At 63.2% G+C, this 24,361-nt stretch carries 25 protein-coding genes, 1 tRNA gene and 1 other RNA gene; 21 read left to right on the top strand and 6 right to left on the bottom strand.

Annotation, left to right across the window (positions count from 1 at the left end; genetic code table 11):
• Positions 1–25 precede the first annotated feature (25 nt).
• The 11 genes from ssrA to QM797_RS11410 all read left to right on the top strand — a co-directional run bounded on the left by ssrA (position 26) and on the right by QM797_RS11410 (position 10,584).
• Positions 26–396: a transfer-messenger RNA gene (gene ssrA, locus QM797_RS11460) on the top strand.
• A 119-nt stretch (positions 397–515) separates the two neighbouring features.
• Complete coding sequence (locus tag QM797_RS11455; protein WP_283275672.1) at positions 516–1,175, top strand: alpha/beta hydrolase family protein; 660 nt, start codon at positions 516–518, stop codon at positions 1,173–1,175.
• On the top strand, positions 1,154–2,443 hold the full coding sequence (locus QM797_RS11450; protein ID WP_502942330.1) for an NAD(P)/FAD-dependent oxidoreductase: 1,290 nt from the start codon (positions 1,154–1,156) through the stop codon (positions 2,441–2,443). Before QM797_RS11455 ends, QM797_RS11450 begins: the two co-directional genes overlap by 22 nt.
• Positions 2,434–3,213 carry a DUF1365 domain-containing protein gene (locus QM797_RS11445; protein ID WP_283275670.1) on the top strand — a complete coding sequence of 260 codons (780 nt, stop codon included), beginning with the start codon at positions 2,434–2,436 and terminating at the stop codon, positions 3,211–3,213. Before QM797_RS11450 ends, QM797_RS11445 begins: the two co-directional genes overlap by 10 nt.
• Positions 3,210–4,520 (top strand): SAM-dependent methyltransferase, encoded by a 1,311-nt coding sequence (locus QM797_RS11440; protein WP_283275669.1) that lies wholly within the window; start codon positions 3,210–3,212, stop codon positions 4,518–4,520. The genes QM797_RS11445 and QM797_RS11440 overlap by 4 nt, the downstream gene beginning before the upstream one ends.
• Positions 4,517–5,842 (top strand): class I SAM-dependent methyltransferase, encoded by a 1,326-nt coding sequence (locus tag QM797_RS11435; protein ID WP_283275668.1) that lies wholly within the window; start codon positions 4,517–4,519, stop codon positions 5,840–5,842. The genes QM797_RS11440 and QM797_RS11435 overlap by 4 nt, the downstream gene beginning before the upstream one ends.
• Positions 5,839–6,630: a DUF1295 domain-containing protein gene (locus QM797_RS11430; protein ID WP_283275667.1), complete on the top strand. Its 792-nt coding sequence runs from the start codon at positions 5,839–5,841 to the stop codon at positions 6,628–6,630. The genes QM797_RS11435 and QM797_RS11430 overlap by 4 nt, the downstream gene beginning before the upstream one ends.
• Positions 6,631–6,718: 88 nt before the next feature.
• Positions 6,719–8,359: a phosphoglucomutase (alpha-D-glucose-1,6-bisphosphate-dependent) gene (pgm, locus tag QM797_RS11425; RefSeq protein ID WP_283275666.1), complete on the top strand. Its 1,641-nt coding sequence runs from the start codon at positions 6,719–6,721 to the stop codon at positions 8,357–8,359.
• The gene (locus QM797_RS11420; RefSeq protein ID WP_283275665.1) at positions 8,356–9,612 is read left to right on the top strand and encodes an MFS transporter; all 1,257 of its coding nucleotides are present in this window, start codon (positions 8,356–8,358) and stop codon (positions 9,610–9,612) included. Before pgm ends, QM797_RS11420 begins: the two co-directional genes overlap by 4 nt.
• 25 nt (positions 9,613–9,637) lie before the next feature.
• Entirely contained in the window at positions 9,638–10,384 is a 747-nt protein-coding gene (locus QM797_RS11415; RefSeq protein ID WP_283275664.1) for a DsbA family protein, read from the top strand.
• A gap of 127 nt (positions 10,385–10,511) precedes the next feature.
• A tRNA-Ala gene (locus QM797_RS11410) sits at positions 10,512–10,584 on the top strand.
• A 103-nt stretch (positions 10,585–10,687) separates the two neighbouring features.
• On the opposite strand, the gene QM797_RS11405 is transcribed toward QM797_RS11410, so the two are convergent.
• Positions 10,688–11,032 carry a histone-like nucleoid-structuring protein Lsr2 gene (locus QM797_RS11405; protein WP_032378160.1) on the bottom strand — a complete coding sequence of 115 codons (345 nt, stop codon included), beginning with the start codon at positions 11,030–11,032 and terminating at the stop codon, positions 10,688–10,690.
• A gap of 519 nt (positions 11,033–11,551) precedes the next feature.
• Here QM797_RS11405 and QM797_RS11400 point away from each other — a divergent pair.
• Both QM797_RS11400 and QM797_RS11395 read left to right on the top strand, forming a co-directional pair.
• The gene (locus QM797_RS11400) at positions 11,552–12,637 is read left to right on the top strand and encodes an N-acetylmuramoyl-L-alanine amidase (RefSeq protein WP_502942317.1); all 1,086 of its coding nucleotides are present in this window, start codon (positions 11,552–11,554) and stop codon (positions 12,635–12,637) included.
• Positions 12,638–12,648: 11 nt separating this feature from the next.
• Positions 12,649–13,692 (top strand): CobW family GTP-binding protein, encoded by a 1,044-nt coding sequence (locus tag QM797_RS11395; RefSeq protein WP_283275663.1) that lies wholly within the window; start codon positions 12,649–12,651, stop codon positions 13,690–13,692.
• A 5-nt stretch (positions 13,693–13,697) separates the two neighbouring features.
• Here the strand turns inward: QM797_RS11395 and QM797_RS11390 are convergent, their stop codons facing one another.
• Genes QM797_RS11390 through QM797_RS11380 form a run of 3 tightly spaced genes read right to left on the bottom strand, consistent with a single transcriptional unit; the run spans position 13,698 to position 16,301 of the window.
• Positions 13,698–14,111 (bottom strand): molybdenum cofactor biosynthesis protein MoaE, encoded by a 414-nt coding sequence (locus QM797_RS11390; protein ID WP_057477528.1) that lies wholly within the window; start codon positions 14,109–14,111, stop codon positions 13,698–13,700.
• A complete protein-coding gene (gene moaCB / locus QM797_RS11385) occupies positions 14,104–15,123 on the bottom strand; it encodes a bifunctional molybdenum cofactor biosynthesis protein MoaC/MoaB (RefSeq protein WP_283275662.1) in 1,020 nt (339 codons plus the stop codon). Before moaCB ends, QM797_RS11390 begins: the two co-directional genes overlap by 8 nt.
• Positions 15,111–16,301 carry a molybdopterin molybdotransferase MoeA gene (locus tag QM797_RS11380; protein WP_283275661.1) on the bottom strand — a complete coding sequence of 397 codons (1,191 nt, stop codon included), beginning with the start codon at positions 16,299–16,301 and terminating at the stop codon, positions 15,111–15,113. Before QM797_RS11380 ends, moaCB begins: the two co-directional genes overlap by 13 nt.
• Before the next feature lie 180 nt (positions 16,302–16,481).
• On the opposite strand from QM797_RS11380, the gene moaA reads away from it, so the two are divergent.
• On the top strand, positions 16,482–17,543 hold the full coding sequence (gene moaA / locus QM797_RS11375) for a GTP 3',8-cyclase MoaA (RefSeq protein WP_502942329.1): 1,062 nt from the start codon (positions 16,482–16,484) through the stop codon (positions 17,541–17,543).
• Complete coding sequence (locus tag QM797_RS11370; protein ID WP_283275660.1) at positions 17,536–17,820, top strand: MoaD/ThiS family protein; 285 nt, start codon at positions 17,536–17,538, stop codon at positions 17,818–17,820. The genes moaA and QM797_RS11370 overlap by 8 nt, the downstream gene beginning before the upstream one ends.
• A gap of 34 nt (positions 17,821–17,854) precedes the next feature.
• Here the strand turns inward: QM797_RS11370 and nadE are convergent, their stop codons facing one another.
• Entirely contained in the window at positions 17,855–18,700 is an 846-nt protein-coding gene (gene nadE, locus QM797_RS11365) for an NAD(+) synthase (RefSeq protein WP_283275659.1), read from the bottom strand.
• Between the two features lie 61 nt (positions 18,701–18,761).
• Here nadE and QM797_RS11360 point away from each other — a divergent pair, with 61 nt between their 5' ends.
• Positions 18,762–19,550, top strand: coding sequence for a fructosamine kinase family protein (locus QM797_RS11360; RefSeq protein WP_283275826.1), 789 nt, complete (start codon positions 18,762–18,764; stop codon positions 19,548–19,550).
• 10 nt (positions 19,551–19,560) lie between these two features.
• Here the strand turns inward: QM797_RS11360 and QM797_RS11355 are convergent, their stop codons facing one another.
• Positions 19,561–20,160, bottom strand: coding sequence for a TetR/AcrR family transcriptional regulator (locus QM797_RS11355; RefSeq protein ID WP_502942316.1), 600 nt, complete (start codon positions 20,158–20,160; stop codon positions 19,561–19,563).
• Between the two features lie 105 nt (positions 20,161–20,265).
• Here QM797_RS11355 and QM797_RS11350 point away from each other — a divergent pair, with 105 nt between their 5' ends.
• From QM797_RS11350 to nrdE, 5 genes are all read left to right on the top strand, one after another.
• A complete protein-coding gene (locus QM797_RS11350) occupies positions 20,266–20,832 on the top strand; it encodes an NAD(P)H-dependent oxidoreductase (RefSeq protein ID WP_283275658.1) in 567 nt (188 codons plus the stop codon).
• Between the two features lie 43 nt (positions 20,833–20,875).
• Positions 20,876–20,998, top strand: coding sequence for a type B 50S ribosomal protein L36 (ykgO, locus tag QM797_RS11345; protein WP_283275657.1), 123 nt, complete (start codon positions 20,876–20,878; stop codon positions 20,996–20,998).
• 412 nt (positions 20,999–21,410) lie between these two features.
• Positions 21,411–21,644, top strand: coding sequence for a redoxin NrdH (locus QM797_RS11340; protein WP_032376962.1), 234 nt, complete (start codon positions 21,411–21,413; stop codon positions 21,642–21,644).
• Positions 21,645–21,668: 24 nt separating this feature from the next.
• Positions 21,669–22,130: a class Ib ribonucleoside-diphosphate reductase assembly flavoprotein NrdI gene (gene nrdI / locus QM797_RS11335; RefSeq protein WP_032376963.1), complete on the top strand. Its 462-nt coding sequence runs from the start codon at positions 21,669–21,671 to the stop codon at positions 22,128–22,130.
• Between the two features lie 35 nt (positions 22,131–22,165).
• Complete coding sequence (nrdE, locus tag QM797_RS11330) at positions 22,166–24,331, top strand: class 1b ribonucleoside-diphosphate reductase subunit alpha (RefSeq protein ID WP_371833838.1); 2,166 nt, start codon at positions 22,166–22,168, stop codon at positions 24,329–24,331.
• Positions 24,332–24,361: the final 30 nt, after the last annotated feature.

Raw genomic sequence — 24,361 nt, 5'->3', positions numbered from 1 at the left:
CCGGACACGGTGTTCGGGAACATACGGGGCTGAACGGTTTCGACTTTGTATGTTGAGTCAGGGGAAGCGTGTCGGTGCAGGCGAGAGACCACCGTAAGCGTCATCGCAACCTTATAAGCGCCGATTCCAATCAGCGCGACTACGCACTCGCTGCCTAAGTAGCGACTGCGTGTCTGTCAGTCCGGGCTTGCCCTCGGCCCGGGTGCTGGCATCAGCTAGAGGGCTCACCGATTCATCCGGCCGCGGGATGATGAGGAACATCAAACAGTGGCTGGGATCGTCATCCTGACTTGTTCGCGAGATCGGGAGATCCAAGTAGAGACATAGCGGACTGCACACGGAGAAGCCCTGGCAATGCAGCAGAGGACCCGGGTTCGATTCCCGGCAGCTCCACCGCAGAAGACCGGGCCGAGAGACACACTCTCGGCCCGGTCTTCTTGTCTGTGTCGGACAGGTCACAATCGCCCCTTTCGAACCGATCCCACCCGAAGCGGCCGCGGTGCCGAATAACCGGCATGAGTAACGAGCCGACTCCAGTACTGCGCACCGGCAGGCGGGTGTCCGATCCTGCGTTGGTCGTGTTGGTCCTTGGCGGCGGAAAGGACGTGAGCCGGGCGCGCAGCAGATCGTGGCACCTGGCCGGTCTGCGAATGTGGCCGTTCACCTGGACGCTTCGGCGGGCAGGCCGAGCACGCGGCATATCGGTTCAACAGCTGCAGTACCGGTTCCGCGGCTGGAACGCCCCCGAACGGACGGCGGTCGAGGACGCCCGGTGGGCACTGAACCGAATCCGCGCCGAGCATCCCGACGTTCACGTGGTGGTCGTCGGCCATTCGATGGGTGGCCGCACAGCCGCTGCCCTGATCGACGACCCTTCTATCGTGGGTGTCGTCGCCTTGGCCCCGTGGTGGCCGGAGGGGGCGGAGGCCGATGCGTTCGGACCGGGTAAGAAGCTGCTCGTGATGCACGGAACTGCCGACAGGTGGACCGATCCGCGAACCTCACTCCGGGCGACCGAACGTGCGGTGGAGCGCGGGGCGACTGCTCGCTACCTCTCCGTTCCGGGTGGGCATTTCATGCTCCGCAATCCGCGGCTCTGGTCGCAGGCCACGCGTGACTTCGTTCTCGGTATCGCCGCCGATGCGCAGGTCGACTGCATGGGCAAACAGTCGTGACGCGCCGTCGCGTCGCGGTGGTAGGGAGTGGCGTCGCCGGCCTGACGGCCGCATACGCACTGTCGAAGAACTCGTCGGTGACGTTGTACGAGGCGGACTCCCGCCTCGGCGGCCATGCGGACACCCACTACGTGGACGGCCCCGCCGGTCCGGTGGGCGTCGACACCGGTTTCATCGTGCACAACGACCGGACGTATCCGACGCTGCTTCGACTGTTCGACGAGCTCGATGTGCCCACTCAGGATTCGGACATGAGCATGTCCGTGCGCTGCGACGGGTGCGGGCTCGAGTACTCGGGTGGCCAGGGCATGCGCGGAATCCTCGCGCAACGCACGGCGGTGTTCAAGCCGCGATTCGTGTCGATGTTGCTCGATGTCAAGCGGTTTCACCGGCTGGCGACCGAACTTCTGGACAATCCGGATTCGGTGGATTCCGAGACCACACTCGGTACATTTCTCGACGACCATTCGTTCTCGGCATATTTCGAGTCCCACTTCATGACGCCGTTGGTGTCGGCGGTGTGGTCGTGTGATCCGGACACTGCGCTCGCTTACCCGGCTCGCTACCTGTTCTCCTTTCTTCGGCACCACGGAATGCTCACCGTCACAGGATCTCCCACCTGGCGCACCGTCACGGGCGGGTCGATCGAATACGTTCGCCGGGTTGCGTCGCACATCGACGAGGTGTTGATCGATACCCCGGTGCGCGCGGTCTACAAGTCGCAGGACTCCGTGCAGATCCGGGACGGCCACGACGACCTGCGCACGTTCGACGCAGCCGTGGTCGCAGTCCATCCCGGTGCAGCGCTGAAGATGCTCGCAGAACCGACTGCGCTCGAACACAGCGTTCTCGGAGCGATGCCGTATTCGGTCAATCACACTGCTCTGCACACCGACTCGTCGGTGCTGCCGCGAAACACCAGGGCACGGGCCTCGTGGAATTACCACCTCCCGACCTGCACCGCCAGGCCCGATCGGGTGCTGGTCAGCTACGACCTGACGAGGTTGCAGCGCTTGGACGAAACCGATCGAAGGATGCTGGTCACCCTCGGTGGAGCGGATCGCATCGACCCGAACACGGTACTCGACGAAATGACCTACGAGCACCCGCAGTACACCCCCGAATCCGTGGCAGCGCAGCGTCGTCTGCCCGAATTGGACACCGACACGGTGGCGTTCGCCGGGGCGTACCACGGCTGGGGATTCCACGAGGACGGTGCGTTGTCCGGAGCGCGCGCTGCACAACGGGTGGGGGCCACGTGGCTTTGACGTCCGTTCTGCCGGCCACCCGCGCACACGGAGCGGCGCTGTATCTCACTCGGATCGATCACGTGCGACGCGCGCCGATTCGAAACACGTTCTCGTACAAGAGTTACAGCTGGTTCGTCGACCTCGACGCACTCCCCGAGTTGCCCCGGATACTGCGACCGCTGGCCTCGTTCGATCCCCGTGACCACCTCGGTGACCCCGACGCCACCCTTCGCGAGAACGTCGACGCGTTCCTGGCGGAGAACGGTATCGATCTGGGCGGCGGACGGATCACGATGCTGGCCAGCGCGCGGGTGTTCGGGCACACGTTCAACCCATTGAGTGTGTACTGGTGTCACGATCGTGACGGAGAGCTCCGCTGCGTGGTGGCGGAGGTGCACAACACCTACGGCGAGCGATACCGGTATCTGCTGCACACCGATCATCGCGGCGCGGCCCGCACGACCAAGGAGTTCTACGTCTCGCCGTTCAACGACGTCGACGGTGAATACTCCATGCGGCTACCCGAGCCGGACGCAGCACTCCGGCTGTCGATCGTCCTCGAACGGCCCGATCAGCCTCCGTTCGTGGCAACCGTCGACGGCCGTCGACGCGAGGTGACGACGCGGTCGATTCTTCGAACCGCACTCGAGATCCCGATTGCGCCGTTGCGAGTGGTGGTACAGATCCGCTGGCAAGGAATTCGGCTCTGGGCGCGGGGTCTGAAGATCGTGCAGAAACCTGCCCCTCCGGGGGAACGAAAATTCCAGAAGGAAGGGGCCCACAGATGACAACTGTGTCGAAATCCAATTCTGTGTCGAACCCGTACGGTTCCGCTGCCGGTCCGCACCCGTCGGTCGATCCGCGGGTCTGGCCTCAGATCGCCCATGTTCCCGGAGGTATGAAGGTTACTGCCGCCGCGCCGGTCGCCGACTTCCTCTTCCGTCGTGCGGTCGCGGGATTGCAGGTCCGGGTGGAGATGCCCGACGGCGAAGTGATCGGGGCAGGGTCGGCCGACGCGCCGCTGATGACCGTCTATCGGCCACACGACTTCGCCGCACGGGTCGGCGACAGTGGACTCATCGGATTCGGTGAGGCATACATGGCCGGAGACTGGGATGCCGAGGACCTCACTGCTGTGCTCGAGGTCTTCGCCCGGCGAATGGCGTCGCTGATTCCGAAGTCCCTGCAGCGCCTCCGAGGGCTCTATATTCCCAAACCTCCACGGAGCGAGCGGAATACGACCAAGAACACGCGATCCAACATCTCCCGGCACTACGATCTGTCGAACGACCTCTTCGAACTCTTCCTCGACGAGACGATGACTTACTCGAGTGCGTTGTTCGCCGGATCGGGAAGCGGCAACGACAGTGAGGAACTCGCCGACGCTCAGTGTCGAAAGATCGATCGGCTACTCGACCGCGCGGGCGTCGGCGATGGAACCAGGGTCCTCGAAATCGGCACCGGATGGGGCGAGCTGGCTATCCGTGCGGCCGCTCGTGGTGCGACGGTACGCTCGGTGACATTGTCGACCGAACAGCAGGAACTGGCGCGTAAACGTTGTGCCGCTGCGGGTTACGGAGATCGAATCCAGATAGATCTCCTCGACTATCGTCTGGTCGACGGCGAGTACGACGCGATCGTGTCGGTCGAGATGATCGAGGCCGTCGGTCACCAGTACTGGGGAACGTACTTCGAGACGATCGACTCGTTGCTCGCGCCGGGTGGGCGGGTTGCCCTCCAGGCCATCACGATGCCGCACGACCGGATGCTGGCTACTCGAAACACGTACACCTGGGTGCACAAGTACATCTTTCCCGGCGGGTTCCTACCGTCGGTGCGGGCCATCGAGGAGGTGACCGAGCAGCACACCTCGCTTCGGGTTCGCGAGCGTCTGTCCATGGGAGACCACTACGCGCGAACCCTCGCACTGTGGGACAGTCGCTTCAGCGAATGCCGCAGCGAGGCAGAGGACCTCGGTTTCGACGAGGTGTTCGCGCGAATGTGGCACTTCTACCTGTGCTACTCGGAGGCCGGATTTCGATCCGGGTACCTCGATGTTCAGCAGATCGTGCTCGACCGAAGGGACAACCGATGACCACCTCGACACCCACCGTGGACCGGACCGATCGAAGTGTCGGTGTCGCGCATCGGATTGCCGAGTTGATAGAACCCCTGGTGGGTGGTCCGCTTCCCGTCCGGCTGCAGGCGTGGGACGGATCCGTTGCAGGAGATGCCGCGGCACCGAGGGTGCTGTTGCGGAGCCCGAGCGCCCTTCGTCGATTGCTGTGGAGCCCCGGTGAACTCGGTGCTGCGCAGGCGTACGTCACCGGGGAACTGGACGTCGAGGGCGATCTTGCCGCGGCCCTCGATCACGTCTGGGGTGTGGTGCGTGAGCGCCGACTCTCGGCCGTCCGACCGGGGCCGGCGTCGCTACTGCGATTGGCAAGACTGGCAAAGGATCTCGGAGTGTTCGGCCGACCACTACCACCGCCCATGTCGCAGGCTTCGGTGAAGGGCCGGCTGCACTCGATGCTCCGTGACCGCGCTGCGATCAGCCATCACTACGATCTCTCCAACGACTTCTACGAACTCGTACTCGACTCGCACATGGCGTACTCGTCGGCGTACTGGACCTCGGATTCGCCGGACTACACCCTCGATGATGCCCAGCGCGACAAACTCGACCTCGTCTGTCGCAAGATCGGGCTCGACAAGGGTGTAGGGCAACGCTTTCTCGACGTCGGCTGCGGCTGGGGTTCGCTGAGCCTGCACGCGGCTCAGGAGTACGGAGCGCAGGTCGTCGGAGTGACCATCTCGCGCGAACAGAAAGCCTTCATCGACAAGCGAATCGCCGACCGAGGACTGCAGGACAAGGTCGAGATCCGGATCCAGGATTATCGGGAAATTCCGGACGGGCCTTTCGACGCGGTGGCGTCGATCGAAATGGGTGAGCATGTGGGGGAGTCCAATTACCCGACCTACACCGCCGCACTGCATGCCAACGTCAAGCCGGGTGGACGGGTGCTGATCCAGCAGATGTCGCGGAGGGAAGGCGACAACCCCGGCGGCGGAGCATTCATCGAATCGTTCATCGCGCCGGACATGTACATGCGCCCGGTCGGGCGGACAGTCGCAATGATCGAGGAGGCCGGACTCGAGGTTCGCGACGTGCACGCCCTTCGGGAGCATTACGTCCGAACCGTCGACGTCTGGACCGAGCGCTTCGAGGCGCGCTTCGACGACGTGGTGGCGATGGTCGGGGAAGAGGTCGCACGCGTATGGCGGCTGTACTTGATCGGCGGTGGAATGGCGTTCCGGGACAACAGGATGGGCGTCGACCAGATCCTGGCGGTCAGGTCCGAGAACGGACCGTCCGAGATGGAACCGGTGCGGCCGACCTGGACCACCACCGGATGAACTGGTCGGACTTCCTGACCGTATCGCTGGCGAGCCTCGGCGGTACCGCAGTCCTGATGATCGTCACCGTCCTCATCGGTGCGCGTATCGGACGGCACAACGTCGTGGACGTGACGTGGGGCGGCGGCTTCGTTCTGATCGCGCTGATCTCGGCTGCGACCGGAACAGGTGAATTATGGCGTCGATTGCTTCTGCTCGCGCTCGTCGGTGTATGGGGACTTCGTCTTGCACTGCATGTCTTTCAGCGCTCACGCGGGCACGGTGAGGATCCGCGATACACCGAGCTGCTGTCCAAGGCCACCGGAAACAAAACCGTGTATGCCCTGCGCAAGATCTATCTGACGCAGGCGGTTGCAGTGTGGTTCGTGTCCCTGCCGTTGCAGGTATCCGCTGTCGCACACGGATCGGTCCCAACCGTCGTCGTACTCGGCGTACTGGTCTGGATGCTCGGATGGACGTTCGAGGCAGTGGGCGATGCGCAGTTGAAAGCCTTCAAGGCCGACGCGTCGAACAAGGGCAAGATCATGGATCGTGGTCTGTGGTCCTGGACTCGGCATCCCAACTACTTCGGCGACGCCGCGGTGTGGTGGGGCTTGTTCCTCGTCTCGGCGTCGGCGTGGCCCGGAGTGTTCACGCTCCTGTCTCCCATCGCGATGACGTACTTTCTGGTGTTCGCCACCGGTGCCCGGTTGCTCGAGCGCAGCATGGAAAAGCGGCCGGGGTATCGCGAGTACCAGCAGCGGACCAGCTATTTCCTCCCTCGTCCGCCGAAAGGACCCAGCAAGTAGCTCGTGGGCGAGGTGGCGGCGTTAGGGTTGGTCGAGGAGTTCGATTCATCGATCGAATTCGGTTCGTCCACAAACGAGGAGGCGCATCGTGGCGCACGAGAGAGCTGGAACCACTGCGTTGCCGGAGGATCTGGTGGATCTTTCGCAACTCGTGACGGCGTACTACTCGCGGATTCCCGATGTGTCGGAGCCGAGCCAGCAGGTGGTCTTCGGCACGTCCGGGCATCGCGGATCGAGCTTGGATTCGGCGTTCAACGAGGCTCACATCGTGGCGACGACGCAGGCGATCGTGGAATACCGCGCTGCGCAGGGGATCACCGGGCCCCTGTTCATCGGCCGGGACACTCACGCCTTGTCCGAACCCGCATGGACGACGGCGCTGGAGGTGTTGGCCGCCAACGACGTCGACGTACTCGTCGATTCCGGAGACCGGTACACCCCGACCCCTGCCGTCAGTCATGCCATCCTTCGCTACAACGAGTCGGGACCGGCCGCGAAGGCCGACGGCATCGTGGTCACACCGTCCCACAATCCGCCACGGGACGGCGGCTTCAAGTACAACCCTCCGCACGGCGGACCGGCCGACAGTGACGCGACGTCGATCATCGCTGCACGTGCCAACGATCTTCTGCGCGAGGGTATCTCGGGCATCAAGCGCGTGACGCTGGCGCAGGCCTTCGCGGGAAGCGTCTCGCGGTACGACTTCCTCGGCACCTACGTGGACGACCTGCCGAACGTAGTCGATCTCGATGCGATCCGCGCGGCTGGGATTCGCATCGGTGCCGATCCGCTCGGCGGCGCCAGTGTCGACTACTGGGACGCCATCGCCGAGCGCCACAACCTGGATCTGACCGTCGTCAATCCGTTGGTGGACGGCACGTTCCGCTTCATGACGCTCGACACGGACGGCAAGATCAGGATGGATTGCTCGTCGCCCAATGCGATGGCGTCGCTCATCGCTGCCCGCGACCGCTTCGACATCTCCACCGGTAACGATGCAGACTCCGATCGACATGGGATCGTCACTCCCGACGGTGGTCTGATGAACCCCAATCACTACCTCGCGGTTGCCATCGACTATCTGTTCACCCACCGCCCCGGATGGTCGCCGACGGCGGCGGTGGGCAAGACACTGGTGAGTTCGTCGATGATCGACCGCGTCGTCGCAGGACTAGGCCGTCGTCTGCTCGAGGTGCCGGTCGGATTCAAGTGGTTCGTGCCGGGCCTATTGGCAGGCGAGCTCGGCTTCGGTGGTGAGGAAAGCGCCGGTGCGTCGTTCCTCCGACACGACGGTCGGGTCTGGACCACCGACAAGGACGGCATCACCCTCGCGCTGCTGGCGTCGGAGATCACCGCGGTCACCGGGTCGACGCCGTCTCAGCGTTACGCGGAGTTCACCGCAAAGTTCGGCGATCCCTCGTACGCTCGCGTCGACGCACCGGCCACGCGTGAGCAGAAGTCCGTGCTCGCCAAGCTCTCGCCCGACCAGATCACTGCCACCGAGTTGGCCGGCGAAACGATCACCGCCACGCTGACCGAGGCTCCGGGGAACGGGGCCGCGCTGGGTGGGCTGAAGGTGACGACGGAGAGCGCCTGGTTCGCGGCTCGTCCGTCCGGAACCGAGGACGTCTACAAGATCTACGCGGAATCGTTCCACGGCAAGGAGCACCTGGCCGAGGTCCAAGCTGCAGCACGCGAATTGGTGTCCTCCGCACTCGAGAGCTCGTGACGAACTCGCCCACACCCGATCCGTCCGATTCTGCCGAGCACGAGGGTTCGACTCCCGAGGCGGCATCGAAACCGGGAACCACACTCCCACCCGAGATTTGGGTGCTTGTGTCGGCGGCGTTCGTCATCGCTCTCGGTTTCGGCATCGTCGCCCCCGCCCTGCCGCAGTTCGCCCGTGAATTCGGGGTCGGCGTCGCTGCTGCGTCTGCGGTGATCAGTGCATTTGCTCTGATGCGGTTGGTGTTCGCCCCGGCAAGTGGCTCGCTGGTTCAGCGGCTCGGTGAGCGACCGGTCTACCTGATCGGACTGATGATCGTTGCGGTGTCGACCGGTGCGTGCGCCCTGGCTCAGACGTACTGGCAGTTGCTGGTCTTTCGCGGCCTCGGCGGAATCGGGTCGACGATGTTCTCGGTGTCTGCTCTCGGTCTGCTGATCAGGATCAGTCCGCCCACCAGCCGTGGTCGCATCTCGGGCCTGTATGCGACCGCCTTCTTGCTCGGAACCATCGGTGGTCCGCTCGTCGGCGGTGCGCTCGTCGGATTCGGTCTGCGGGTGCCGTTCGTCATCTATGCCGTCGCTCTCGTGATCGCCGCTGCCGTCGTGTACTTCACCCTCGGCAATTCCGATCTCGTGAAGCCGGATAAGGGCGCGGCACCGCCGACGATGTCGCTGCTCGTCGCACTCCGAATCCCGTCATATCGAGCCGCATTGGCGTCGAACTTCGCCAACGGTTGGGCAGTGTTCGGTGTCCGGGTGGCGTTGGTGCCGTTGTTCGTCGTCGAGGCGATGCAGCGATCCGAGGTCTTCGTCGGTATTGCTCTGACCGTGTTCGCAGTGGGAAATGCGGTGGTACTCACCAGTGCCGGCCGGCTCTCCGATGTGCGCGGACGTAAGCCCTTCATGGTGGGTGGTTTGGCGGTGTGCGGCCTGGGAACGGTCGTGATGGGATACGTGCACGATCCGGTGCTGTTTCTGGTGGTGTCGTTTGTCGCCGGGATCGGTTCGGGTCTGATGAGTCCAGCGCAGCAGGCATCGGTTGCCGATGTGATCGGATCGAAAGCGCGCGGAGGGCCGGTGCTGGCTGCTTTCCAGATGGCCTCCGATGTCGGCGCGGTGATCGGCCCGATCGTGGCGGGCTTGATCGTGCAGCAGGCCTCGTTCGGTCCCGCTTTCGCTGTGACGGGTGCACTGCTGCTGGTGGCCGGAATCTGGTGGTCTCGCGTTCCGGACACCCTCGGGCGCGAACGCAGCTGACGCGTATATCCGTAGTATTCGCTCTGTGAGTCAGAAGAAGATGTCGAGCACGAAACACACGCCGCAGGCTACGTCCAACACAGTGACGTACGTATTGGGCGGTATCGCATTCGTCGTGGTGGTGATCGTCATCGTGGTTGCGATCATGTGGCAGAGCGGAAGCGACGCCCCACGCAACGATGGCTACGGAACCGTGAAGAATCCTGAGGTCGAATTGTCGTTGCCAGGTGACGGTGTGGTGCAGCTGGCGCGTCCGGGAGCGCAGCGTGTGATCGATGTCTACGAGGATGCGATGTGCCCGTTCTGCGGTGATCTCGAAGCGAAGCACGGTCAGGAATTGGCTCAGAAGATCGACGACGGCGTTGTCTCGGTGAATTACCACCTGGTCAATTTTCTCAATCCGCAGTCGGCCTCGGGTGACTATTCGACACGGGCCGTCGCGGCGTCGCACTGTGTGGCAGCGACGGAGAACGCCCGAGTCTACTCCGCTTTTCACGGCGGGTTGTTCGACTCCGAATTCCGCCCAGGCGAAGGCGCAGACTCGGACAGAACCGACGCCGAACTAGCGGAGCTCGCTCGTTCCTCCGGAGCGAGCGAGCTGGCAACGGAGTGCATAGCCAGCGGCGCGCAACGCGACGCCGCGGTGACGGACGCGAACACCGGACGGGACGCGCTGGCGGCGTCGGGAGCGCGCGGGACCCCGGGGGTACTGGTCGACGGACAGGTGGTCGATGCTCTCGGTGACTCGGAATGGCTGGCCTCGATCAACTGATCCACTGCCATGGGTGCGGCCGGTGGTCGAGTTCTCGGTACCGGCCGGACCAGGTGATTTGTTGCTGTTGCGACCGATGGTGTAACTTCGTTCGAGCAACCGCATGAGCGGTTGCACGCAGTAACTCGGGGCTATGGCGCAGCTGGTAGCGCACCACACTGGCAGTGTGGGGGTCAGGGGTTCGAGTCCCCTTAGCTCCACCGAGATTGTTGGATCCACCGAGGTATTCTGTTTCAGGAAACAAAAAAGCGCCGCTCTCGAGCGGCGCTTTTTCTTGCTTCGGTGCTGTAGGTGAGCGGTGACTCAGTGGGCTGCGTCGAAGGCCTGCTCGACCTCGGCGGGAATTCTGCCTCGTGCGGAGATATTGTGGCCGTTCGCCTTGGCCCATTCTCGGATGGCTTTGGTTTGATTGGCGTCGCGCTTCGCACCGGTTGCAGAAGTACTCGACTTCTTCGTCCGCTTTCCACCGACCTTGGTGGAGTGTTCGATGTAATAGTCGAGCTTTCGATGAAATTCCTTGGCGTTCTTGTCGCTCAGGTCGATTTCGTAGCTGACCCCGTTGACCGAATAGGTTATGTGTTCGCCACCCGATTCGATCGGTTTTTCGTCGATGTCGTCGACCAATTGCACATAGACTTTTCTGGCCATGCTGAAGCTCTCCAATGGTGCAGGGGATGATGCGGGGATGTCCAGATCGAACTGAGACGACTATACGGCCGGACAATGTGTTTATCCACGCGGGCCGGGGAATTGTTACTCGATTCGCAGAATTGTCAGGAATCGAATCAAGCGGTGACCGAAACGCTGAGGTGTATGCGAGAACATTGCCCCGACGCGATGTCGGTCCTTATCGAAATCAAAGACTGACTGGCCGGTTCGTGAGCGCTTTTCCATCCCCGAGTCGGTTCGCGATGGTCCGAGTGGGGGAGTCGGCGCGCTGTTCTGAGAAGCAACGGCGCGTTCGCAACAGATCGATTACGAAACGCACTCATTTCACTAACGAAAGATTTTCCAAGGCGCGTCGATGACGACATCTGGTTCACTTGAGGCGCAAGTGTCTGCTGTTTCGTGTGTGTCCCGTGTTATCGGCGACTCGCTCCGATCAGCGCAACCGAGGGGCCGAGAGGGGAGTAGCGCCACCAGTCACTCCGGTGCGCTCGAGAGCATATGAAATCTGCACGAATCACCAGGTCGGCAACAGCGGTCCTGATGTGCGCGGGAATACTCGGTGCGGGTGTCATCGTCGCCGCCCCTGCCATGGCTGCACCAACCACACCGTCACCGTCGGCTACTGGTAGCGAGTTGTCGGGTAAGACGGTTTTCCTCGACCCGGGCCACCAGGGCACCGCACATTCGGAGAACCTGCAGCGCCAGGTGAACGACGGACGCGGCGGGACGAAGGATTGCCAGACCACCGGAATGACCACCGTGGACGGCGTGCCCGAGCACACGATCAACTGGAAAGTCAGCGAACTCGTAAGGTCGAGTCTGGAGAGCCTGGGTGCAACGGTGAAGACGAGCCGAGCCGACGACTCGGGGTGGGGCGGATGCGTCGACGACAGGGCGCGCGCCGCGAGCGAGTCCGGAGCCGACGTCGCCGTGAGTATTCACGCGGACTCCACGAGCGCGACGACCGATGACGGCAAGCACGGATTTCATCTGATAGTGCCCACGTTGCCTATTCCGAACGCAGCGGCCGATGAGGCCCAGTCCGAAGGAGGGCGTTCGGCGTCGAGCCTGATGCGAGACTCGTACGTTCGGGCCGGCTTCGCCCCCGCGAACTATGCAGGCGTGGACGAGGGAATTCAGGAGCGCTCGGATGTGGCCGGGCCCGCACTGACCACTGTCCCGCTGGTCTTCGTCGAAATGGGCAACGGATCGAACCCCGACGATGCGGCCCTTCTCGAGAGCTCCGACGGTCAGTTGAAGCACGCAATCACAATTTCGACCGGAATAATCGACTATCTGCTCGGTGCCGAGACGTCGCCCACGACCGCGGCCACACCGGCCGCGACGACTGCCGCGGCCCCCGCCGAGACGACCGACAACGCTGCCCCTGCCACACCGTCGGCCACCGGAGCGAAGACCGCAGTCGAGGGCCGTAGTTCGCTCTCTCGATTGCTCGAAAGCGTCTCTCCGTACATTCAGACGTTCGGCGTCGACGGTCTGAAGGGGCTCGCGACCCCGGACAACGTCAGCAGTGTGTCCACCTTCGCGCAAGGCCTGCTGAAACAGATTGTCGCTGCCCGGTAGTCTCGGACGCCGTGACGCGTCGAAGAATTCCGGTGGTGATAGTCGCGGGCTTTCTCGGCGCGGGCAAGACGACTCTGCTCAATCACCTGCTGCGTAACGATGCCGGAATTCGAATCGGCGTCGTGGTCAACGATTTCGGAGCGATCAACGTCGACTCCATGCTCGTGGCGGGGCAGGTCGACTCGATGGTCTCCCTCGGTAACGGATGCATCTGTTGCGCGGTGGACATCAGCGACATGGATGCAATGTTCGACGCCCTCGCGCATCGCCGTTCGGCGATCGATGTCATCGTGGTCGAAGCCAGTGGCCTCGCCGAACCTCGCAATCTGATCCGAATGGTCCGAGGCAGCGAGAACGAGTTCATCGTCTACGGCGGGCTCGTGGGGGTCGTCGACGCGGTGGAGTTTCCGCAGACCCGCGTACTGCATCCCGAGATCGACCAGCATCTGCAGTTGGCCGATCTGGTGGTGTTGAACAAATCGGATGCGGTCTCGGATTCCGGTCGCTCCGCAGTCGTATCCACCGTGCGCTCCATCGTGGGGGACGTCCCCGTCGTCCCGGTCGCGTTCGGTCGGGTGGATCCGCTGCTGCTGTTCGACCGGCGGGAGAACCTGTCGGTCGAATCGGCGATCGCCGTTCAATTGTCGTTCGACGAGCTCCTACGGGAGAACCACAGCGACGACGACCACGAGCATCACCTGCACGCCCAGTACGCTCACACCGAATTTGTCAGCACCGATCCCATCGAACCGCGGCGAATGGTCGAGTTTCTGGAGAATCCCACCGGAAATCTTTACCGCATCAAAGGTTTCGTGCACTTCGCCATAGCGGGCTATTCGCAGAAGTTCATCGTGCACACCGTAGGCCGACACATTCGGTTCGAGACGACGTCGTGGGCGCGGGGTGAGACCGAGCAGACCTCACTGGTGCTCATCGGTACAGACCTCGATGCAGCGGCCGTCGAGACACGACTACGCGCATGCGTCCGGGAGCGATCCGAGCACTGCGATGCGTCGTCGATGCTTCCTGTCCACCGTTATCTGGACGCCGGGTAGAACTCCTACAGTCCGACCCATTCGGTGCGTCCGCCCTCGAATCCTTGCCGCTTCCAGATCGGGACCTCGGCCTTGATGCGTTCGACCAATCGCGCGCAGGCTTCGAATGCTTCTGCGCGATGGGCCGATCCGACGGCTGCCACGAGCGCGAGGTCGCCGACGCGCAAGTCTCCGACGCGATGTACCGCCGCGACCTCGAGGCCGGTCTCGGCGGAGACCTCGGAGCAGCATCTGTTCAAGAAGCGTTCCGCGTCGGGATGGGCGCGGTATTCGAGAGTTTCCACCGCCTGGCCACCATCGTGGTTGCGGACTATCCCGCTGAACAGAACTACGGCACCGTGGCGTGAATCCTGTACGGCTGCCTCCACTTCGGCGGTGCTCAACGGTTCACTGGAAATTCGAGCGACGAGTTCACTCATCGTGGGGTCCCCCTCCGGCGATCTGTGCCAACACGTGGTCGAGTAGTGGATCGAGAACCGCGAGACCGTCCTTGACGCCTCCCGGCGAGCCCGGCAGATTGACTGTCAGCGTGCGGCCGATGAGCCCCGAAACCCCTCGGCTGAGCACCGCGTGTGGCGTCGCGGACGTTCCGCGGGTGCGAATCGCGTCGGCGATCCCCGGCATGTCGATGTCAAGAAGAGCTGCGGTTGCCTCGGGAGTCGCATCGGTGGGGGATACGCCGGTGCCTCCGGTGCTGACGATCAACGACGGTTCGCCGCGCAACGCGTCCCGCAGGCCCACTGCTATGTCGGCGTCGGCATACACCAGCGGACCCCGCACGCTGAAGCCTCGATCGGTCAACCAGGACGCGATGGTGGGGCCGGTGGTGTCCGGTCGAGTTCCGTTCGCGCCGCCGGTGGAAGCCACCAGCACCACTGCGGATCGCGTCGTGTCGAACGTCGGGGCAGCGTCGGCGGCGGGGGTGATCGGTTCCCCGTCTCGCTGCCAATAGCCATGCTTGCCACCGTCTTTGGTGATCAGTCGAACGCCGTTCATCGTGGCACCCGGGTCGACGGCCTTGACCATGTCGTGCAGCGTCAGTCCGGCGACCGCGACCGCGGTCAAGGCCTCCATCTCCACTCCGGTGCGTCCGGTGGTGCGCGCCGTGGCCTCGACCGTGATGGACGAGTCGGTGAAACCGAACGAGATCTTCACCGACGAGAGCGCGAGCTGATGGCACAGTGGGATCAGCTCCGACGTACGCTTCGCCGCCGAGATGCCCGCGATGCGGGCAGTGGCGAGTACATCGGCCTTGGGCATGTCGTCCGCCCGCACGAGCGCGATGACCTCGGCAGTGGTGACGAACTCACCGGCGGCGACGGCCGTGCGCGAGGTCTCCTTCTTGTGTGCCACATCGACCATGCGAGCGCGGCCTTGATCGTCGAGATGAGACAGGTGTGTTTGCGGTGCGTCGGTGGTCACAGCGGCCATACCTCCACGTCGGATCCTGCAGCGAGTTCGGTTGTCTCTGAGTCGATGTCGATCAGAACGTCGGCCCATGCCAGCGCCGCGACCAGATGGGAGCCCGGGCCTGCCACGAGCTGCACTCGGCCGTCGTCACGCAATCGGCCACGAAGAAGCTGTCGACGGCCCGGCGGTGACACGACGGATTCGTGCAAGGTCGCTGTGCTGGGGATTATTGGAGGAAGACCGGCTGCTCGCCGAACTATGTTGCGCGCGAACATGATGTACGAAACAACCGTACTGACGGGGTTGCCGGGGAAGCTGAGTACAGGAATACCGTCGAACAGTGTCATGCCCTGCGGCCCGCCCGGCTGCATACGGACCGACCCGAAGGTGCCGCCGAGCGGCCCGAGGACGTCCTTGACCACCTCGAAGTCACCCATCGAGACGCCGCCGGACGTGATGATCAGTTCCGCCGATCGTCTTGCTTCGTCGAGAACCTCGCGAAATCGCTTCGGGTCGTCGGAGCTACGCGCGACCGCAACCACTTCCGCGCCGCTGGCCCGTAGGTGTGCCGCGAGAGTGATGCCGTTCGAGTCGTAGATCTGGCCGGGAGTGAGAGTCGATCCGGCCTCGACCAGTTCGGCACCGGTGGTCACGACGGCCACGCGCGGACGCGAACGCACGTCGACCTCGGCAAAACCTACAGCCGCGAGAACCGAGATGTGCCGGGGTTCGAGTACCCGACCGGCCTCGACCAGAACTGTTCCGACGCGCACGTCGCTTCCCTGTTCACGAACGAATTCGCCTGCGCCGCGGCCTCTTTCGATCGTCACCGAACCAGCCGACGGTATCGTGGTGTCCTCGACGGGGACGATGGTGTCGGCCCCGTCGGGAATGGGTGCGCCGGTCATGATCTTCGCCGCGCTGCCTGGAACGAGAGCGGCCGATTCCGTAGGGCCTGCGGCGATGATCGTCGAGACCTCCAGCGTCACCGGGGTCGTGGTGACGGAACGAGAATCGACTGCGTAACCATCCATCTGCGAATTTCGGAACAGTGGCAGATCGACCGGCGACCGCACATCCTCGAACGAGACTCGTCCCAGGGCCTCGGCCAGGGGGATTCGCTGCTCAGTTCTGGTGCCCAGCGCCGCGAGAAGAGTCTCGACCGCGGCGGCATGCTCCTCGACGGATACCGCGCTCACTGCGCTGGTCCGGTGATCGCGCGCTTGTGCTCAGCAGTCATGGGTGCCAATCCTAAGCACGCCGACAATGCCGACGAGTGTGGGCTGCGGCATACTGGGTAGACATGCTTACGACAGGCGTGTTCGAGATCGACGAAGGTGAGGTACGAGGTGACGGTGGACAGTGTCACCTCGCTGGGCATTCCGGTGTTCGGCGGTGTTGCTCCGACCGATCGGTCGCCGCTGGTGAATTCCGTGGCGGATCGGCCGGATGTACCCCATCTGATCGACCGCTTCGGCCGAGTCGCGCGCGATTTGCGTATCTCCATCACCGAGAAGTGCTCGTTGCGGTGCACCTACTGCATGCCGGAGGAGGGGCTTCCGGCCATTCCTGCCGCGAACCTGCTCACGCCGGCCGAGATCGCGCGAGTGGTGTCGGTGTCCGTGCGGCTGCTGGGTATTCGCGACGTGCGGTTCACCGGCGGCGAGCCCCTCATGCGCCGCGACCTCGACGAGATTCTGCGACTGTGCTCCGATGTTGCGGCAGGTGTACCGCTGTCGATGACCACCAACGCAGTCGGTCTGGAGCATCGGGCCGCGGCATTGGTCGATGCCGGGTTGACCCGAGTCAACGTGTCCCTGGATTCGGTCGACCGCGAAGATTTCGCGCGGCTGACCCGACGCGACCGACTGCCGTCGGTGCTGGCCGGCATCCGAGCGGCGAAGCGAGCAGGCATCGGTCCGGTGAAGATCAACGCAGTTCTGATGCGCGACACCCTGTCCGGTGCAGTCGATCTACTGCGCTGGTGTCTCGACGAAGGGGTGGCACTCCGATTCATCGAGCAGATGCCGCTCGATGCCGACCACGAGTGGGCTCGCGCGAACATGATCGATGCCCAGACCTTGCTAGACGAGTTGTCCACCGAGTTCGTTTTGCGTGAGGTAGGGCGCGCCGATCCGTCGGCACCGGCCGAGGAGTGGAGCGTCGACGGTACCGACGCCACCGTCGGAATCATTGCGTCGGTCACGCGCTCGTTCTGCGGAGAGTGCGACCGCACGAGAGTGACCGCCGAAGGAACCATTCGGTCCTGCCTGTTCAGCGACGATGAAACCGATCTGCGCGCGGCGCTGCGGGGCGGTGCCACCGACGACGAGTTGGCCGCCGTGTGGCGCGGAGCGATGTGGAACAAATGGGCCGGACACGGTATCGACGCCGAGGGTTTTGTGCCACCGACCCGCAGTATGGGGGCCATCGGTGGTTGACCTGCAGTCGAGCGGGGATACCGAGCCCTCGACCGAGGTCGAAGTGCGGTACTTCGCCGCTGCCGTCGACGCGTCGGGGTGCGACTCGGAGTACGTCACCGTGCCCATCGGAGCCACTCTCGCCGACCTGCGAGAGGTGATCCGGTCCCGGCACGGCGCGCCGATGGACCCGATCCTGCGAGTGTCTGCCTATCTCGTCGGCGAGGACCTCACGCGCGATCTGGGCCGTGCGATCGGCAGCCGGGTCGACGTGTTGCCGCCGTTCGCGGGCGGCTGATCGTTGGGTTCGGCCCGGCGTCCGGCCGCCCGGCTCAGTGGGAGCTCTTCCACCAGTCGTCGAACGGCGTCACCGGCACCGCACGCTTGTGGCGGGTCGCCATGAACATCTTCTCCAGCTTGTCGGCGACGTCGTCGGAGACGTCTTTGCCCTCGAGATAGTCGTCGATCTGCTCGTACGTCACGCCGAGTGCCTCCTCGTCCGGCAGTGCAGGACGATCGTCCTCGAGGTCTGCCGTGGGGACTTTTCGCCACGTGCTCTCCGGTGCACCGAGTTCACGGAGCAGAGCGGCACCCTGACGCTTGCTCAGGCCCGTGAGGGGAGTCAGGTCGACACCACCGTCGCCGAATTTGGTGAAGAACCCGGTGACGGCCTCGGCCGCGTGGTCGGTACCGACCACGACGTAGCCGAGTTCTCCGGCGATGGCGTATTGCGCGACCATGCGCTGGCGAGCCTTTATGTTGCCCCGAACGAAATCGCGGACCTCGGCGGTTCCCAGTGCGTCTGCCGTGGCGGCCGCCGACGCGTCGGCAGCCGCCTTGATGTTGACCGTCACCGTCCGATCAGGGTCGATGAACCGGAGCGCTATCGACGCATCGTCCTCGTCGGCCTGTACGCCGTAGGGGAGTCGAACGGCGACGAACTCGGCCTCGTGGCCGTCGGCTCGCAGCTCCGTGACGGCCCGTTGGGCGAGCTTGCCGGTGAGTGTGCTGTCCTGCCCGCCACTGATACCGAGCACGAAGCCCGTCGCAGGGGTCGACGACAGATAATCCTTGAGAAAGTCCACCCTCCGGCGAACCTCCGTGACCGGATCGATGGTCGATTGCACTGCCAGCTCACGCATGATGCTCGTGCGCACTTCCGAGTTGATGAATCCCATCAGCTCATACTAATGACGTCGGCAGGTACGCGGCCGTGCGTACACGCCATGCGTAGGGTCGATCTTCGTGAGTGGACCCTCCGATACGTTCGTAAAACGAAACCCCCAGGCGCTTCCCGACTTCTTTGCCGCCGAGGCAACCGGGCTCCACTGGCTCGGCGAGGCGGGCGCGCCTGTAGTTCGAGTCCTCGGGTACGGGCCGACACACATCGAACTCGAACGCCTGATCGCGGCGCATCCGACGCAGCCCGCGGCGAGAAGATTCGGTGAAGCGTTGGCACTGATGCACAACGGTGGAGCTGATGGATTCGGCGCGCCGCCGGCAGGCTCCGACGGTGCGCCCTTCTCCGGCCGATTGTTCATCGGGGCTCGGCCCATGAGCAATTCGGTGCACCGGACGTGGGGTGAGTTCTACGCAGCCCGCCGGGTACTGCCGTTTCTGCGAATCGCCGTCGACGCGGGCACCGTGACGCCCACTGAGGCTGCCACCGTCGAATCGGCGTGCCGACGCGTTGCGGGCGGCGATTTCGACGATGCGGAGCCGCCCAGCCGAATTCACGGAGATCTGTGGAGCGGCAACGTGTTCTGGACCGAGGAAGGCGTGGTGATGATCGACCCGGCGGCGCACGGCGGGCACCGTGAGACCGATCTGGCAATGTTGGCGCTCTTCGGGTGCCCCCTCCTGGAGGACATCGTCGACGGGTACGAGACGGTACATCCGCTGCGAGCAGGGTGGCGACACCGTATTCCGCTGCACCAATTGCACCCACTCGCGGTCCACGCAGCGGGGCACGGTCGCCCTTACGGTGTGGCGTTGCACACCGCGGCCATGGCACTCGAGAGGATTTGAGCCGGGCGAGCTATGGAGCGCGAGTTACTCTGCGTACCAAGTCTTCCCAGCCGTCGGCCAGCCTGTCCATCGGCATTCCGAGATCGCGATACTGGTGTAGCACCAGGGTGGCTTCGAGTGGTGTGAGGAGCCAGTGCGTCAGCAGTGGGAGATCCCCGTCCACGCCGGCTGCGCGGAGCAGCGAGAGCACGTGAGTGAAGTTGACCTTGTGTGCCGGGGCAGAGTAACGAGCGTCTGCCGACGTCTCGGCAGCGCGCAACACCTCGCCCTGAACGTTGACGAACTCGAGACGAGCCCGGCCGAAGGCGACGAGACGGTCGATCGGATCGGCCCCGGGACCGAGTGGTGGCTCGCCGAACATGAACGAGCGTTGCAAATTCTGCTCGGTGTGATCGAGAAGCGCTCGCATCAGCCCAGCGCGGTTGCCGAAACGGCGGAACACGGTGCCTTTGCCCACTCCGGCCTTGGTCGCCACCGCATCCATGGTGATGGCGTCGGCTCCGATGGTCGCCACCAGATCCGCTGCTGCGTCGAGCAACAGCCGACGGTTGCGCGCTGCGTCGCACCGCTCGGAGTCCTCACCCGCAATGGGCAGCATGGGGCCGGTCACGGAACTCAGCCTACCCCGCCGGGGAACATATGTGGACCATGGTCCGTTTGGATGGTATGAATTGACGTGACGATCACGTCAACCGAACTTTCGAAGGAAGATCTCATGTCAGACGCTCACGTACTCGTTCTCGTCGGAAGCCTGCGCGCCGAATCGGTGAACAAGCAGATTGCCGAGACTGCTGTCACTGTGGCACCCGCCGGTGCCGAGATCGTGGTCTACGACGGACTCGGAGATGTCCCCTTCTACAACGAGGATATCGACGTCGAGGGATCCGTACCGGTTGCCGCGCTCGCTCTGCGGGCTGCTGCCGAGAAGGCGTCGGCCCTTCTGATGGTGACGCCCGAATACAACGGCACGATTCCTGCCGTGCTGAAGAACGCCATCGACTGGCTCTCGCGCCCCTACGGTGCGGGTGCCATGGTGGGCAAGCCGGTCGTCGTCATCAGTGCATCGCCCAGCGGCAACGGAGCCAAGTGGGCGCACGAGGACACGAGCAAGGCCGTTCGTATCGCCGGTGGGTCGGTGCTCGAGGACGTCCAGCTGTCCATCGGCGGCACCATCGACAAGTTCGGCTCGGCTCACCCGAGCGAGAACGCCGAGGTTGCCGGAGAGATCGGACACGTGGTGGCCGAGTTGGTCAAAGCCTCGAACGATCTCGTGAGTGCCTGAACCCTTCGTGGTATCGGTAATCGTTTTCATGTAGAGTGAATTCATGAAGGTGAGAAACTCTCTGAAATCGCTCAAGAAAAAGCCCGGTGCGCAGGTGGTCCGCCGCCACGGGGTGGTGTTCGTGATCAACAAGAAAGAGCCGCGGTTCAAGGCGCGTCAACGCTGACGGTCGCGCACACGACGACGGCCCCCTCGGAGCTATTTCCGAGGGGGCCGTTCTCGTGCGTAGGGGAAGCGGTGGCCGTAGGGGGACATCACTGTCTGTATCGCAGTGAGTAGTGACCAGTGACACGATCGAATTGTGACGTGCGACACGCCGGGGTGGCGGGTCGGTCCTCCGCCGGCAACGCCGTGACCAGCGAATACCAAGCATGTTGTTCGCAACATCTCGTGTTGTAGTCAGATGCCGGACACTAGGTGTAGTGTTTGACCGACCGAGAGGCCACAACTCGAAGAACCAGCGAAAGCGGGTTCGAGCAGGTCGAAGTCGCCCTGAGCGGGAGATGTTCTCGGTGCATACGCAGAGCACATCGGTCGCCGTCGGTGCACCCGATGGCGACAACGGAAAGAGGGACACCATGAGCATCACCGTTTACACCAAGCCTGCCTGCGTCCAGTGCAATGCCACCTACCGCGCTCTCGACAAAGCGGGCATCGAGTACTCGGTCGTCGACATCTCGCAGGACCCCGAGGCGCGTGACTACGTCATGGCTCTCGGCTACCTGCAGGCTCCTGTCGTCGTCGCCGGTGACGATCACTGGTCCGGCTTCCGTCCGGATCGCATCAAGACCCTCGCAGTGAACGCTGCTTGAACAGAACAAGAAAGTGAGTGAGCGGTGAGTTCGCAACCGCAGTCGTCCCACTCACTGGTGTATTTCTCCAGCGCATCCGAGAACACGCATCGCTTCGTCTCGAAGCTGGACATCCCCGCAACGCGCATTCCGCTTCGTGATCCCGACGGGACGTTTCGAGTCCATTCCCCCTACGTCCTCGTCGTTCCGACGTATGGGGGAGGAACCACCTACGCCGGGCGTGACACCAACTATGTCCCCAAGCGCGTGATCAAGTTTCTCAACGACGAGCACAACCGATCGTTGATACGAGCGGTCATCGCTGCCGGAAACACAAATTTCGGAGATTCGTTCTGCTTCGCCGGAGACGTCATTTCGCAGAAATGTGCGGTTCCGTATCTGTACCGATTCGAATTGATGGGCACCCCCGAGGACGTAGTGCGAGTCCGCGAGGGACTGGAGGACTTCTGGGAACGTGAAGTCCGCCGCGCTGCCCACACGCACTAGAGCACTACCCACCACATACCAGTAGGAGCATCGCCGTGGCACCGACCATCACCGACGCAGCACCCGCGCCCGCAACCATTCGCGGCGACGGCGACATGGACTACCACGCGCTCAACGCGATGCTCAATCTTTACGGCCCCAACGGCGAGATCCAGTTCGAGAAGGACCGCGAGGCTGCTAATCAGTACTTCCTGCAGCACGTCAACCAGAACACGGTGTTCTTCCACGACCTGGACGAGAAGCTGGACTACCTGGTCGAGGAGAACTATTACGAGCCCGAGGTTCTCGATCAGTATTCGCGTGAGTTCGTCAAGTTCCTGATCAATCACGCGTACTCGAAGAAGTTCCGATTCCCCACGTTCCTCGGTGCGTTCAAGTACTACACCTCGTACACGCTCAAGACGTTCGACGGCAAGCGTTACCTCGAACGCTTCGAGGACCGCGTGTGCATGGTGGCGCTGACGCTTGCAGCCGGTGACGAAGCTTTGGCCACCGATCTCGTGGACGAGATCATCGCCGGCCGATTCCAGCCCGCGACGCCCACCTTCCTCAACTCCGGCAAGAAACAGCGCGGCGAGCCCGTCTCGTGCTTCCTGCTACGCATCGAAGACAACATGGAGTCCATCGGACGATCCATCAATTCGGCGTTGCAGCTGTCCAAGCGCGGCGGCGGAGTTGCATTGCTGCTGAGCAACATTCGCGAAGCGGGTGCGCCGATCAAGCGCATCGAGAATCAGTCGTCCGGTGTCATCCCGATCATGAAGCTCCTCGAGGACTCGTTCTCGTACGCCAACCAGCTCGGGGCACGTCAGGGCGCGGGCGCGGTGTACTTGCACGCGCATCACCCCGACGTCTACAAGTTCCTCGACACCAAGCGTGAGAACGCGGACGAGAAGATCCGCATCAAGACGCTGTCCCTCGGAATCGTCATCCCGGACATCACGTTCGAGCTGGCGAAGAAGAACGAGGACATGTACCTGTTCTCGCCGTACGACGTGGAGCGCATCTACGGAGTGCCGTTTGCCGATATCGACGTCTCCGAGAAGTATTACGAGATGGTCGACGACAAGAGGATTCGCAAGACCAAGATCAAGTCGCGCGAGTTCTTCCAGACTCTCGCCGAGCTGCAGTTCGAGTCCGGCTACCCGTACATCATGTATGAGGACACCGTCAATCGCGCGAACCCGGTCAAGGGCAAGATCACTCACTCCAACCTGTGCTCGGAGATTCTCCAGGTCTCGACGCCGTCGACGTTCAACGACGACCTCTCGTACAGTCATGTCGGCAAGGACATCTCGTGCAACCTGGGCTCGCTGAACATCGCGAAGACGATGGATTCACCCGACTTCGGTAAGACCATCGCCGTCGCCATCCGCGGTCTGACCGCGGTCTCGGACCAGACGCACATCTTCTCCGTGCCGTCGATCGAGCAGGGCAACAACGATTCACACGCAATCGGTCTCGGGCAGATGAATCTGCACGGCTACCTCGCTCGCGAGCGTATTCACTACGGTTCCACCGAGGGAATCGATTTCACCAACATCTACTTCTACACCGTGCTGTTCCATGCGATTCAAGCGTCGAACCAACTGGCGAAGGCGCGCGGCCAATACTTCAAGGGCTTCCCGGATTCCAAGTATGCGTCGGGCGAGTTCTTCGACAAGTACACCGACCAGGTCTGGGAACCCGCTACGCCCAAGGTCGCGAAGTTGTTCGCCGACTCCGATGTCTCCATTCCGACGCAGGCCGACTGGACTGCGCTGAAGGCGTCGGTGCAGGAGTACGGAATCTACAACCAGAACCTGCAGGCCGTGCCGCCGACCGGATCCATCTCGTACATCAACAACTCCACCTCGTCGATTCACCCGGTGGCGTCGAAGATCGAGATTCGAAAAGAAGGCAAGATCGGCCGCGTGTACTACCCGGCACCGTACCTCGACAACGACAACCTGGACTACTACCAGGACGCGTACGAGATCGGGTACGAGAAGATCATCGACACCTACGCTGCCGCAACACAACACGTCGATCAGGGCCTGTCGTTGACGCTGTTCTTCAAGGACACCGCCACCACTCGCGACATCAACCGCGCGCAGATCTATGCATGGCGCAAGGGCATCAAGACGCTGTACTACATCCGTCTGCGTCAGATGGCCCTCGAGGGCACTGAGGTCGAGGGTTGCGTCTCCTGCATGCTGTAGCCGATTCGGTCGATCGACCTGTGGCGATAC

The sequence above is a fragment of the Rhodococcus sp. IEGM 1381 genome, assembly GCF_030056795.1.
GTDB lineage: Bacteria > Actinomycetota > Actinomycetes > Mycobacteriales > Mycobacteriaceae > Rhodococcoides.
Note: the sequence above shows the minus strand (reverse complement) of the source record. Positions and strands in the feature narration are given on the sequence as shown.